The sequence below is a fragment of the Oligosphaera ethanolica genome (assembly GCF_030814695.1).
Lineage (GTDB): Bacteria > Verrucomicrobiota > Lentisphaeria > Oligosphaerales > Oligosphaeraceae > Oligosphaera > Oligosphaera ethanolica.
The window spans coordinates 2,448,399-2,462,023 of record NZ_JAUSVL010000001.1; the positions used below are offsets into that span (position 1 = coordinate 2,448,399).

The window sequence follows — 13,625 nt, forward strand, 5'->3', positions numbered from 1 at the left end:
GGGCCTTGCCTGCCGGGTTGTCATCGGGAGCCCTGCCATGGCCAAGCCCCTCATTGGAATCAGTTGCGGCCTTGAGCCGGTGCGCGGTCAGCTGGCGCTGCCCATTGAGTACGCGGAGGCGCTGGCCGCCGCCGGTGCCTTGCCGGTGCTGATACCGCCGTTGGCGGATTTGCGGTCGGCCAAGGCTTATTGCCGCGGGCTCGACGGCGTCATTCTCAGTGGCGGGCCGGACATTCGGGCAAGTCGCTACGGCCAGGCCAATCACTCGGCGATGACCATTTTGCCGGCGCGGCGGGAGGACTGGGACCTGGCGCTGGCGCAGGAACTCCTCGCGCACAGCAGCAAGCCGCTCATGGGCATTTGTCTGGGCTGCCAGGAAATGAATGTTGCCGCCGGTGGCACCTTGTACCGGCATATACCCGACGATATGCCCGCGGCCCTGGAGCACCGCCGGACGCGGCCGCCGGCGGAGACCTGGCATGACGTCGAGCTCGTGGCCGACACGCTACTGTACTCGTTGCTGGGCAGCACCAGTATTCGCTGCAATTCGTCCCATCATCAAGCCGTTGGCCGTTTAGCGGTGCCCTTCCAGGCCATTGCGCACAGCAGCGACGGCGTGATTGAGGCCTTTACGCTCCGGGAGGCGGGCGGGCGTTTTCTGCTCGCCCTGCAATGGCATCCCGAACGTATCTGGCAACAACCCTACCAGCTCAAGCTTTTTCAGGCGCTGGTTGCCGCCTGCTGACGAAGGCCGCCGGCCAACTTGTCGGCGGCATAATAGCCACGCATTCAACCATCACCTCCACACGTAGAGAATGAGGACAGACCATGGCAAAAATACCACGACCGGAGTATCCGCGGCCGCAATTCGTCCGCGAAGACTGGCTCAATCTCAATGGCGACTGGCAGTTTGAAATCGACACCGGCGATTCCGGGCTGGCCCGGGGCCTGTTGAACCGCGAACTGAGCGGCAAGATACGCGTGCCATTCTGCCCGGAATGCAAGCTGTCTGGCGTCGAGTACCTCGATTTCATGGAGGCGGTGTGGTATCGCCGCGAGGTCACCGTTCCCGAGAGTTGGGGTGACCGTCGGGTGCAGCTCAATTTCCAGGCGGTGGACTACGAAGCGACGGTGTGGGTCAACGGCCGCGAAGTCGGCCGGCATCGCGGCGGCTACTCGCCGTTCAGCTGCGATCTCGGTTTTGGGCGCGATCTCGGTGGCAAGGCCACGATAGTCGTCCGTGCCCGCGATCCGCGCGACTGGGCGAAGCCCTGCGGCAAACAATCGATGATCTACGAGAACTACGGCTGCCATTATCCGCGTACCACTGGCATCTGGCAGACGGTGTGGATGGAGCCCGTGGCACCCACCAGCCTGAAGCGCCCGCGGATTACGCCGTGTTTGCAGGAGAAGCAGTTCCGCATTGACCAGCATTTGGTCAATCCGCAGGCGGGGTGGAAAATCGTCGCCGTCCTCAAAGACAGCCACGGAGACGTGTCTCGCGCCGAAGTCGTCACCGGTGGCGATTTTGCCAGCACGCTGATTTTGCCGGTGCCGGCTGACCGCCTGCGGCTCTGGCAGCCGGGCGATGGCCAGCTGTACGACATCGACCTGAGCCTTTTCGCGCCAGGCGGCGAGCTGGTCGACCACGCCACCAGCTATGCGGGCATGCGCAGCGTCAGCATTGATGGGCTCAAGGTCAAAATCAATGGCAAGACCGTATTCCAGCGCCAGGTCCTCGATCAGGGCTACTATCCTGACGGCTTGCTCACGGCGCCGACGGACGAAGCGTTGATGCGTGACATCACCTTGGCCATGCGCGCCGGTTTCAATGCCGCGCGACTGCACCAGAAAGTCTTCGAAGAGCGCTTCCTGTATCATGCCGACAGCCTCGGCTATCTGGTCTGGGGCGAATATGGCGACTGGGGCTACCGCCAGGGCACGCGCGTGCCCAGCACCGTGGTTGATGGCTATCGCCACCAGCCCGCCGCCGCCATGATGACCCAGTGGCTCGAAGTCCTCGAACGCGATTATTCGCACCCGGCCATTATCGGCTGGTGTCCGCTCAATGAGACCTCCCAGTCCATCGAAGATTACATGACCACCCTCGACGATGTCACCCGCGGCATGTTCCTGGCCGCAAAACTCGTTGACAACACCCGGCCCGTGCTGGACAGCTCCGGCTACTCGCACCGCGTCGCCGAAGCCGATATCTACGACTGCCACGACTACAGCCAGGACCCCGCCAAATTCGCCGTCCAGCAGAGTGGCCTCGCTGCCGATGATCCCTTCCAGAATGGCCGGGACAAGCATTGGAGCATCCCCTACCGCGGCCAGCCCTACTTCGTCAGCGAATTCGGCGGCATTTGGTGGAATCCCAAAGCCGGCGAGAAGGATTTCTCCTGGGGCTACGGCGAAAGACCCAAGTCGCTGGACGAATTCTACACCCGCTTCAAGGGCCTCTGCGATGTCCTCCTAGACAACCCCAAGATGTTCGGATACTGCTACACACAGCTTACCGACGTCTTCCAGGAGCAGAATGGCGTGCTGTTCTTTGACCGCAGTATGAAATTCGACCTGGCGAAACTCCACGCCGTGCAAAGCCGCAAGGCCGCTATCGAAACCCTCGAGGCATAGCCTCACGGCCTTGGTAGCCTCACGGCATGCCGTGAGGCAACCAAGGGGGTGCTCCAGGCGGCCGTGCTGGCGGCGCAAAATTCTCTGAGTTGTTGCTGTGCCGGGGCTTGCGAATTCATGCCCGGGCGCTATAGTAAAAACAGTCTTTTTTGTTCCCTAGCATGGCTTTCCGGCGTGGCCGGCGAGCGGTATTCACAGGCAGCCCCAAGGAGAATTCTCAATGGCAATCAAACTTGGTATCAATGGTTTTGGTCGTATTGGCCGGATGGTCTTCCGCGCGGCAGTGCAGAATTTTGCTGACGACATTGAAATCGTCGGTATCAACGACTTGCTGGAGCCGGAATACCTCGCCTACATGCTGAAGTACGACTCCGTGCACGGCCGGTTCAAGGGCGAAGTGAAAGTCGAAGGCGACAAGATGATCGTCAACGGCAAGGCCATTCGCCTGACCGCCGAGATGGATCCCGCGAATCTGAAGTGGAACGAAGTCGGCGCCGAGATCGTCGTCGAGTCCACTGGTTTCTTCCTGGACGACGCGACCGCCCGCAAGCACATCCAGGCTGGCGCGAAGAAAGTCATCATGTCCGCTCCGTCCAAAGACAGCACCCCGATGTTTGTCTACGGTGTGAATCATACCAGCTACGCCGGCCAGGACATCATTTCCAATGCGTCCTGCACGACGAACTGCCTGGCTCCGATTGCCAAGGTTCTCAATGACAAATTCGGCATCAAGCGCGGTTTGATGACCACGGTTCATGCCACCACCGCCACGCAGAAGACCGTCGACGGCCCGTCCAAGAAGGACTGGCGCGGTGGTCGCGGCATTCTTGAGAACATCATTCCGTCGAGCACCGGCGCCGCGAAGGCCGTTGGCAAAGTTCTGCCGGCTCTGAATGGCAAGCTCACGGGCATGTCCATGCGCGTTCCGACCTCCGACGTGTCGGTTGTTGACCTGACTGTCGAGCTCGAGAAGGCAGCCGACTACAAAGACATCTGCGCCGCCATGAAGGCCGCCGCCGCCGGCGAGCTCAAGGGCATCCTCGGCTACACCGAAGAAGCCGTTGTTTCCACCGACTTCCGCGGCGACGCCCGCACCTCCATCTTTGATGCCAAGGCCGGTATCGCTCTCGACCCGACTTTCGTCAAGGTCGTCTCCTGGTACGACAATGAGTGGGGCTACTCCAACAAAGTCGTCGAAATGGCCAAGGTCATTGCCAAGAAGTAATTCTTAAAGATACCTTTCCCTTTCTCCACCGAGCGCCGGGCAGCAGGCTGTTGATCAGCCAGTTGCCCGGCGCTTTTTGTGCGGGAAAGATGTTAGGCGTGCCGGTCTTGTTGCCGAACAATTCCAATAATGGCCATGCCCGGAGCGTTTTTGGACAAAGTGCCATGCAGATCAGCTATGCGCCGGCCATGTCCTGGCGCTGTTTTTTGTGCATGAGGCGCGACCGCGTGACCGCTGAGCGGCCACACTGACGAGCAGCATTAATTGCCAAGAGACATTATCCCATGACCATACTTTCTCCGATCTTCCGTCGGCTGCCGGCAGCCCTGTCAGTGCTTATTTTTCTCAGTGTGGCGACGTTGCTGCACGCGGCGGTGCCGGCTGGCTGGGAGCCGGCGATTTACTGTCGGCGCGCCGAGGGCAATTTGCGTTTTACGGCGGCGTGGGGGAGCCGTGAGGTCATTCAGTTTCTGGTCTATCATGAGGCCAGTGGCCGCAGCGTGCAGGTTGAGCTGTCGCCGACGACCTTGAATGCCGTGGAGATCACGCCCGACGGTCGGCACACGCCGCTGGCGGCGACGTCCTATTTTGCGCCCTTGGCGGCGGATGTCGAGCGGCAGGACATGCCCGTGACCATCAAGTTTCGCGAGGACGACTGGTCGTTCTATCTCGACGGTGTGATCCGGGCGTCAATGGCGTCTCCTTTCCTTTTGCCCGCGGAGGTCTATTGGCCGCAGCGCTCGCGCGGCATGTCTCGTGACAGTCTGCGTTTCCAGCCGGTGCCGCGGGTTGGTTTCGCATCGGACTTCATGATTGAGGAAGGCGCCCCGAACGAGCTTTACCCCTGGCTGATCCAGCAGGGTAACTGGCGCATTCATACCGCGCAGGCCGAAGCGGTCGCACGTCCTGAGACCAACCAGAAACGCGCGCAGGAAGCGCCATTGACGGCGGATAAGAGCCCCAATTTCTACTCACTGAAGGGCGGTGGCAAGAATGAAGAAGCCGTCATCACCATGGGCTATGACTTTTTTGACAACTACCATTTCACGGGCGCAGTGCAGCCCGTGAAGGGCGAGGCCGGCCTGGTCTTTTACCACCGCAATGTCTTGCTTGCCGACGCCGCCGGCGACGCTGCGGCGACGGATGCCGAGCCGGTGGCGCCGGATCCCGCGCACGCGGAGTTTTATGCCTTGACGCTGGTGTATGACAGCGCGAATCCGGAGGAGCGCGAGATGCGTTTGTGGCGGCAGCGCGCCGGCGTTCGGCGCATGCTGGCGCGTGCGCGCGTGGCGCTCTATGATAACCAGTGGTACATGCCGGGCGTGAAGGCCCACGGCAATGAGATCATCTGCTATCTAGATCAGCACGAGGTCTTTCGGGTCCGCGAACTCCTGCCCATTGGCGGTAAGATCGGTCTATATGCCAGGACGCCCGAAGAGATTCGTTTTGACGACGTGACCCTCAAGCCACACTTGCCCATCGATTTGCGGGACATGCCGGCCCTGCGCTACAATGCCCTCCAGAGCAGCAATGGCGCCTTTAACCTGCACGAGCGCGGTGTTGCGGACGATGCCGCGTTGCGGGTGAGCAACAACCGCCGGGACGCCGAACTGATCATCGGCCGCGCTCACAGCCGCAACATGGCCTTTGCCGCGACGGTGGCGCCGGCGGGCGATGCCTGCGAACTGGCACTGATTGCCGGCTGGCAGGGCGCCAGCGGCAGCCACTGGCGCTTCCAGATCGAGCGCGCCGGCGGCAACGAGACTACGCGGCTGCTGCGGCATGACGCTGACGGCACTGTCACCGAAATCGATCGCCAGGAGCAGCCCGCAGGTGATGAGCCGGCGCGGCTGATGGTCGATGCAACCGAGCCCGGCATTCTCCGTTGCCTGCGCAATGGTGTGTTGCTGCATTTTGTGGAATACGAGGGCGAGCTGACTGGCGCCAATGGCCTGTGGGTCAAAGCAGGCGGCACGGCGGAGTTCCGCGAGTTGTCCTTGTCAGCAGAGCGTTTTCAGTACAAGGAGCAGGAGCAGAAGAACCCGGTTTTTCGCACGGACAGCTTCATGCGGCACTGGGCGTCGCCCGAGGGCCAGTGGGTCGGCGGGCCCCACGATGCGCTGTGGCACAAGGGCGATTTCTTCGGCGACTACGCCATGCGGATGCCCTGCGTGCCTGACAGCGAACTGAATCTGGCGGTGGCAGATAATGCCGCCGCCGGCGCGGTGCAGCTTCGCATCAAGGACGGCAAGTTGCTCCTGAGTACGGCTATGGCCGGTGCCGACGAGCCCGCGCTGCAGGAATTTGCGCTGATCGCGCCGGAAGGCAAGGACATCAGCGCTCTGGACTACGAGGTATTTCACGAGGGCCAGTGGCTGTGGGTGACCGTGGACGGCAAGACGGCATTGCGCCAACGCCTCAATCAGCAACTCAAAAAACTCGGCACCCGCGCGATGGTCAAGGGCATGACCCTGGCGCATCTCGCCCGCAGCAGAGCCACTCGCGTCAATGTCATTGACGAATTTTTCAACGAGTCGCCGCATGCGTGGCTGGCGAATGGCGGCGATTGGCAGATCATCAATCGTTTTCAGTGCACGCCGAGCTGGTCGCACATGATTGGCGAGGCGCCCGAGGGCCTGGCGGCCTTTTGGCGGAAGCAGGTTTTCGGCGGCGATCTCACGCTGGAATTCTATGCCGGCACGCGTCATGGTTTCTATGATGAGGCTGGCAATCTCAACTGCACCATCATGGCGGCCGAGACCAGTGCCGGCAGCGGCTACACGGCGGCCTGTACGGAATGGGACCAGAATCTCTCTCAGAACTGGACGACCCTGTACAAGAACGGCCGTGCCCTGGCGCGTACGGATTCTTACCTGGTCCCCCGCCGGCGCAAGGGCATGTTCCGTCGCGTCCTCAATCCCCTGGTTGCGCAGGGCCGGCCCATTCACGGCGCGTGGTTCTACATCAAACTGCGTAAAATCGGCGACAGCCTGGAGTACTATTTCGACGACGAGCTGATCTTCAAGGAGACTGATCCCGAGATGATCCAGGAGGGCCTGGTCGGCATCTGGACCTTCGTGCACAGCATTACCCTCGCGCAGATCAAAATCGCCTTCGGCAGCGAACGCCCGCGCTCTTTCCCGGTGGCCATGCTGCCCGTGGATGACACGCTCCTGGCGGCCGCGCCTACCGCCGCCGCCGCGACGCCCGCTGCCGCCGCCGAGACGCCCGCTGCCGCTGCCGAGACGCCCGCCGCCGCCGCGCCGCCCGCTGCGGCGGCCGCGCCGTATCATTGGGAAGCCACGGCTGGTGGTTTTCCGTTGGATTCATTGGCCGGCCATTTGTGGCAGCAGCGCGACAGCGTCGGCCAGAGCCAGCTCACGCCCTTTGCTCTGAATGCCGACGCGTTGCACTATCGCAATCTCCTGGGCGGCGGCGACATGCGCATGACGGCGACCTTGCCGCCGGTACTTTTGCAGGATTTGGCCGGCTGGCGTTTCAAGATGAAGCGTACGGCCGCTGCGCGCGTGAATCTGTTCTACTCCGTTGGCTCGCTTAATGCCAAGGGCGTCTATGAGCCCCGGTGGCGTCTTTTTCACCAGATCAGTGGGCCGGATTTCAGCGACGGGCCTTGGCGCCTGAGCGGCAGTAGTGAGCTCGTGCCGGTGGATAGTGTCGAGCCCGATCGCCAGCAGTGGACGGAGTTGACCGCGTGGATACCCAGCCGGTTTCGGGCCCCAGGCGAACGCGGCGAGAAGCAATACGCGCGTCTGGAGGGCTTCGGGCTCCAGGAGCTCGACGCCATGGCCAACGGCATCTGGGGCAACGGCCCCGGCCAGGCCTACGCTGTTAGCCACCTCCGGCCAATTTTCTACGGCGTGCCGGAGCTCAAACTGCCCGAGGGCGCGACGGTGAGTTTCCGCAAGCAGCTCACGGATTTCGTCCGCCGCAATCGCACGACTAAGCCGGAGGAACTGACGGCGGTGCTCAAAGCCGAAAGCGTCCCGGGCGCCAATAGCGTCTGGTTGGAGATGTACCATGGCCGGCAGGCACTGGTGCAGCAACTCGAATGGATCAGTCTCCCCGAAGAAGTGCCGGTGAGCTTCGCCTGGGACGGCGACGCCAAGGACGCCGTGCGTCTGAGCTGTACGGCCGACTATGTCGACAGGCGTTTTGCGGCGGCCGGCATCAGCTTCGCTGGCGAACGACTGCGCGTGCTGCGGGAAAACGACGAGTACCGCCTGGCGTTGTTGCCGCGTACGGCTGCCGTGCAAAAGGCTATCGCCGCCGGCAGCATTAGCTTCCTGGTGAACAGTGGCAGTAGTGAAAAAGAACTGGCACTGGCGACCGCGCCTGGCGAACGGCGCAATTCACCGCCGTTGCTGATGGCGGTGGAGGGCTTCAGCCCGGTGTGCATGAGTTTCGAGAATGGCTCGCAGGAGCCGCTGGTGTACGCCGGTCGGCCACGCATGGCCTTTGAGAGTGACGACGGCGTCAATCACGCACTGACAGTGCGCAACACCGCCCTCGGGCAGGAGCTGGCGACGCCTTTCAACATGGGCTTCTCCATCGCCAACTACCCGGTGGTGCAGTTCCGCTATCGCGCCTGGGACATGGCACAGATCAGCCTGGCTTTCCAGAACTACCACTATGTCCGCCTCGCTGCTGATGATTCTGACAACGCGACGGCGGTGCGTTACGGCCATGACCTGCGCATGGACGAGCAGTGGTACAGCTGGATCGGGGTAGCCGCCGATGCGTTTACTCGCGAGCCCTACGCCGTGAACCGCTTCATGCCCAAGGGCTTCCGTTTTGCTTCCATCGGCTCGCCCGATCAGACTGGCCGCTACAGCCGCTGGCAGCTTGACGACCTGGTCTTCGGACCGGCGGTGGCCAAGGCTGAGCAGCTGACCTTCACGCCCAGTTACTACGACGCCGACGGCGTCACCGCCGTGCTGACGGCGCTCCTCCCCGGCGAACGCCCATGGGCGGAACGCAGCGCCGACGAACTGGCGGCGCTCAATTGGCAGCGGCACGACGTCGGCAAGGCGATTACGCCTGAGATCAAAGACCTCGCCCAGGGTGTTCATCACCTGCTGGTCAAGGCCGTGGACAGCCACGGCGCGGAATCCACGCCGATGGACATGCCCTTCCTGTGGGACAATGTCGCCCCGGCGCTGTCCCATGAGATCGCGGCGTCGCAGAATCCGGCGCATAATGGCAAGCAGCTGCTGGTGACACTGAAAAGCGACGGCGGCGCACCGTGGAGCATCGAAAAGGCCAGCTTCCTCATTGCCGGCAAAGAGCAGGCGCTGCCGCAATGGACCAACTCCTTTATCCACGGCAAGGACGCCGACCGTCTTGAGCTCAATTACCCCTTCCTCTTCCGCAACCACCTTAATGCTGCCAAAGACGGCGACGTGCTGGAGTTCGCCATCGACAACATCGTGGACGGCGCTGGCAACAGCCATCCACGCTACGTTGTGCCGATCAAAGTCGAGCACAGTTCGGACAAGACCGGCCCGTCGTGGTACGCCTTCACCTTTGCGGACAGCGTCAACTGGTTCTGGAACTGGGATGGCTACTGCCACCGTACGGCACAATTTTCGCCGGCGCAGCACAACGGCCTGGATGTCATCCACAACCTCGGCGAGTCGCCCTATCTCAATCACCGGACGTACTACGCCACCGGCACCATCAGTCAGGCCGTGAGCTGGCGGCCATCACGGCACCCCTGCCTGTCTTTCCGCCTGATGACGCCGCATTACCGCGCCGGCGCAGTCATCCAGGCGATTCTGACCACCACCGCTGGAAAAAACTACACCATATCGCTTAACAAGGCCAACGATGACGGGAACGAACTCAACCGCAGCGTCAATTTCACTTGGGAGAACAACAAGTGGTTGCATTTCAGCTTCAATGTCCGCGACATGCTGAGCAAGATTGGCGTGGACGCCAAGGCGCTGGCTGACATGGAGATCAAGACCGTGGCCATCCAGCGTCGCGGCGTGCAGCATAACGAAAGTCTCAGTCTCGACGACTTCTTCATCCACGGCCTGCCAGCGGACAAGGAGAAAGGCGATGTCCTGCGTTGGACAGCGTTTGACGCCAGCGGCGTGGCGTCGCTGTTGGCTACCTGTGTTGACGCTGCGGGTAAGGACTTGTGGGCGCACGAATTCACGGATTTGCGGGCGACGGACTTGGCCGTTTTGCGCGCGAAGGTCAAGGGCAGCCAGTGGTTCCGTTGTCAGGCGAAGGACCACGCGGGCAATCTGTCGGTGCCGTTCTGGCTGCCCATTTACGGCGAATAAACATGGCGGTCGCGCGCCGGCACAGCGCCGGCGGCGCAGCGCCGGCGGCGCAGCCAAACGCGGAAAGACGAGGGGTGTTGGTCTATGGAGCTGATCTTCCTGGGGACTTGTTCCGGCACAGAGCCCGAACCCGGCCGTTGCCATGTGGCGTGGGTGCTGCAGGTCGATGGCGCCTTGTACTGGTTCGACGCCGGTGAAAGCTGCTCGCGGACGGCTCATCTGCTGGGCCTTGACCTCCTTGCCGTGAAGGCCATCTTCATCAGCCACAGCCACATGGACCACGTCGGCGGCCTGGCTAATCTGCTTTGGAACATCCGCAAACTCGACGGCATCAAGCGGCGCCTGCAAGGCGCAGTGATTGACGTGCACGTCCCGAATCGCCAGAGCTGGGACGGCGTTATGCAGGTCCTCGGGCAGTCCGAAGGCAATTTCCAGACCGCGTTCAGCCTGGCCGTGCACGACGTGCAACCCGGAGCCTGCTTTGATGACGGCCGCGTGCGGGTGGACTGCGTCAGCAACCGCCACCTCGCCGACGGTCGCTCATTCTCCTACCGCATTCGCAGTGAAGGCAAGACCATCGTCTACTCCGGCGATGTCAAGAGCATCAGCGAACTCGACTGCTGGCTCCAGGACGGCTGCGATCTACTGCTCATGGAAACCGGCCATCACGCCGTCGAGGCTGTCTGCCAATACGTCCGCGAACGGCCGCAAATTGCCCGCCTGGGATTTATCCACCACGGCCGTGAAATCCTCGACCACCCAGCCGAATCGCGCAGCAAGGCCTTCGCCATCCTCGGCGAACGCGTTTTCTTCACCGACGACGGTGAAAACATGACGCTCTGACGACCAGCGCGGTTGCGGGCTGGTTTTTTTTGTGGGTCATCCCATCATTCATTTTGTGGAGGTCTTGCCATGCGTTCTGTGGGCATTTTGCTGATTGCGTGTGCGGCGGTTTTGCCGGCGTTGGCGCAGGAGTTTTATGTGGTATCGGCGGCCAACAGTGCTGTTGGTGGCGTGTATCGCCTGGGGCTTGCTGACGACGGGGCCTTTGTGCAGCATGGCTTTACGGCGGTGAAGACCATCAACTACCTCATCCGGCATCCGCGGCAGCCCGAGTATTACTACGGCACGGTGGAACGCCTGCCGGACGGCACTCGCGGCGGCGTGGCGGCCTTTCGGCGTGCGGCCAATGGCGATCTGGCATTGCTGGCGATGGTGCCCACGGGCGGCGCCAGCTCGTGCCACTTGGCGCTGTCGCCGGACGGCGAATTCCTCTACACGGCCAACTACGGCGGTGCGTCCATCAGCGAGCTACCCATGCGCGATTATCTGCCGCAGGCTGGTCGGGTGATTGCGCACAGCGGCGGCGGTCCGCACAAGCGCCAGGCGGGGCCGCACCCGCATTTTGTCGGCTTCGATCCCGCCGGCGAGCATTTGCTGGTGCCGGATTTGGGCCTTGACCGCGTGCTGGTCTATCCCTGGCAAGCCGGCGTGGGCGTGAATGCCGACCGCGTTGAGCATTTGTCGCTGGCGCCGGGCGCCGGGCCGCGGCACGCGGTGTTCACAGCGGATGGCGGCACGCTCTATGTGGCCAACGAGCTCGATGGCTCGGTGACATCCTTTGTGCAGCGTGATGGCCGCTGGCTACGCGCGTATAGTGTCCCGGCGGTGCGCGCGGAGGACATCGGTACGAATTATCCCGGGGCCATTCGCCTGAGCGCCGACGAACGCTGGCTGTTGGTGTCGAATCGCGGGCATAATTCCATCGCCCTGCTGGCGACCGGCCCGGGCGGGGCGATGACGCTGCGCGATGTCGCTCCCTCCGGCGGCGTCAATCCGCGCGATCTGGCGCTGAGTCCGGGCGGCGACTGGCTGCTCGTCGCGAATGACAAATCCGGCACGCTGGCGCGCCTGCGTTTTGACGCCGCCGCCGGCCGCCTGGAGCTGGTCGCGACGACCCTGTCGCTGCCGGTGGTGCAGGCCGTCCTGTTCTGCGAACCGTGAGTCGCGAGAGTGCGCACGGCCTTATGTGTGTGCACAACGCGTGAAAGGTGTAGGAGTAAGCATGTCGACGATAGCCATTGACGGTTCCGTGGTCAGCCTGCGGCACCATGCATTTACGGACGGCTGGCGCGCCTTCATCTTGAGCGACAGCCATCTGGCGCTTGACGACGAGCGTGGCGGTCCGTATCGTCAGTACAGCCAGCGCATGGCTGGCGGCTACAAGCCAGCGCAGGCGCATTGGGAGCAGACGCTGGCACGGGCGGTGGCGGAGAAGGTCGATCACCTTTTTCTGCTGGGCGACATGAGCAGTTTTCCCTCAGAAGCGGCAGTGGCTTATCTGTCGCGGACCCTGCAGGACACGGGCATCGCCTACAGCTACATTGCTGGTAATCACGACTGGCATTACGAGGGCATGCCGGGCAGCGAAATTGCCCTGCGGGACGAGTGGTGCCGGCGGCGGCTGGCGCCGCTCTATCAAGGCCGGCAGCCGCTGATGCACGCCGAAACGCATGGCGGCCTGCGAGTGGTGCTGATCGACAATTCCGTGTACGAGATTCTACCCGCGCAGCGTGATTTTTTTCGCGCGCAGGCCGCCTTGGGCCAGCCGCTGATACTGCTGGTGCACGTGCCGCTGTATGTCCCCGGGCGTTCCATTTTCTTTGGCTGCGGGCATCCCCAGTGGTGCGCGGCGACGGACCCGTATTGGCAGATCGAAGGGCGTGAGCCCTGGCCGGAGAACGGCCACAATGCCTGCACCTACGAGTTTCATCGCGAGGTCTTTGCGACGCCGGAACTGCTAGCCATTTTCGCCGGCCACATCCACAAGCCGTCGCTGGACCTCCATTGCGGCAAGGCGCAGATCGTGGTGCCGGGCTTGGCGGCCGCCGGCGAGTTCATGGAACTGCGTTTGTGCCGTGAGCCGGCCGCAGGCCAGTAGTATTCACGTCGTCGCGGCATAATTTCGTAATCAGCGCAAGGTATGCCGAGCGTCTGGTGGCCAGCGGGAGCCCATAATTGAGAGGCCCTTACAGGGCATAGTTTTTATTGCTCCCCAAACCCCGGGCGATTGCCCGGGGCTACGTTGATGGCGCCCTTCCAGGGCGCCTCACCCGAGGGGGTGCATGGTACGGCCCTCCGGGCCGAACTTGGCCGATCAGACATTTTATTGCCGCGAAGCGGCTGAAGCGGCAGAAGCGCTGAAAGCGCGAAACATATGTTGTTGTTCTACCCAGGGTTGCGGCGCTTCCCGGGTGTCCCCACGGTTCAGGCCACTATCAATCACTCCTATGAAACCAATGTTCTTGACTTAACAAATTTCATAGTGCCTTAAGCTTTAGCAAAACAGTCTGTTATGATCGCGGCATTTATTGCCGCGAAGCGGCAGAAGCGCTGAAAGCGCGAAACATACCAGCCCAGGGCAAGCACGCTGAAAGCGTGCGCCGCCCTGG

At 62.3% G+C, this 13,625-nt stretch carries 7 protein-coding genes; all 7 read left to right on the plus strand.

Annotated elements, in window-relative coordinates; translation table 11 throughout:
* Positions 1 to 37: 37 nt before the first annotated feature.
* The 7 genes from J3R75_RS08365 to J3R75_RS08395 all read left to right on the plus strand — a co-directional run bounded on the left by J3R75_RS08365 (position 38) and on the right by J3R75_RS08395 (position 13,114).
* A complete protein-coding gene (locus J3R75_RS08365; RefSeq protein WP_307261076.1) occupies positions 38 to 745 on the plus strand; it encodes a gamma-glutamyl-gamma-aminobutyrate hydrolase family protein in 708 nt (235 codons plus the stop codon).
* An 83-nt stretch (positions 746 to 828) separates the two neighbouring features.
* Positions 829 to 2,637: a glycoside hydrolase family 2 protein gene (locus tag J3R75_RS08370; protein ID WP_307261077.1), complete on the plus strand. Its 1,809-nt coding sequence runs from the start codon at positions 829 to 831 to the stop codon at positions 2,635 to 2,637.
* 220 nt (positions 2,638 to 2,857) lie between these two features.
* Positions 2,858 to 3,862, plus strand: a complete 1,005-nt coding sequence (gap, locus tag J3R75_RS08375) for a type I glyceraldehyde-3-phosphate dehydrogenase (protein WP_307261078.1) — start codon at positions 2,858 to 2,860, stop codon at positions 3,860 to 3,862.
* A gap of 284 nt (positions 3,863 to 4,146) precedes the next feature.
* On the plus strand, positions 4,147 to 10,173 hold the full coding sequence (locus J3R75_RS08380) for a hypothetical protein (RefSeq protein ID WP_307261079.1): 6,027 nt from the start codon (positions 4,147 to 4,149) through the stop codon (positions 10,171 to 10,173).
* A gap of 84 nt (positions 10,174 to 10,257) precedes the next feature.
* Positions 10,258 to 11,016 (plus strand): MBL fold metallo-hydrolase, encoded by a 759-nt coding sequence (locus J3R75_RS08385; RefSeq protein WP_307261080.1) that lies wholly within the window; start codon positions 10,258 to 10,260, stop codon positions 11,014 to 11,016.
* A gap of 69 nt (positions 11,017 to 11,085) precedes the next feature.
* Positions 11,086 to 12,177: a lactonase family protein gene (locus J3R75_RS08390; protein WP_307261081.1), complete on the plus strand. Its 1,092-nt coding sequence runs from the start codon at positions 11,086 to 11,088 to the stop codon at positions 12,175 to 12,177.
* Positions 12,178 to 12,238: 61 nt separating this feature from the next.
* Positions 12,239 to 13,114, plus strand: a complete 876-nt coding sequence (locus J3R75_RS08395; protein ID WP_307261082.1) for a metallophosphoesterase family protein — start codon at positions 12,239 to 12,241, stop codon at positions 13,112 to 13,114.
* Positions 13,115 to 13,625 lie beyond the last annotated feature (511 nt).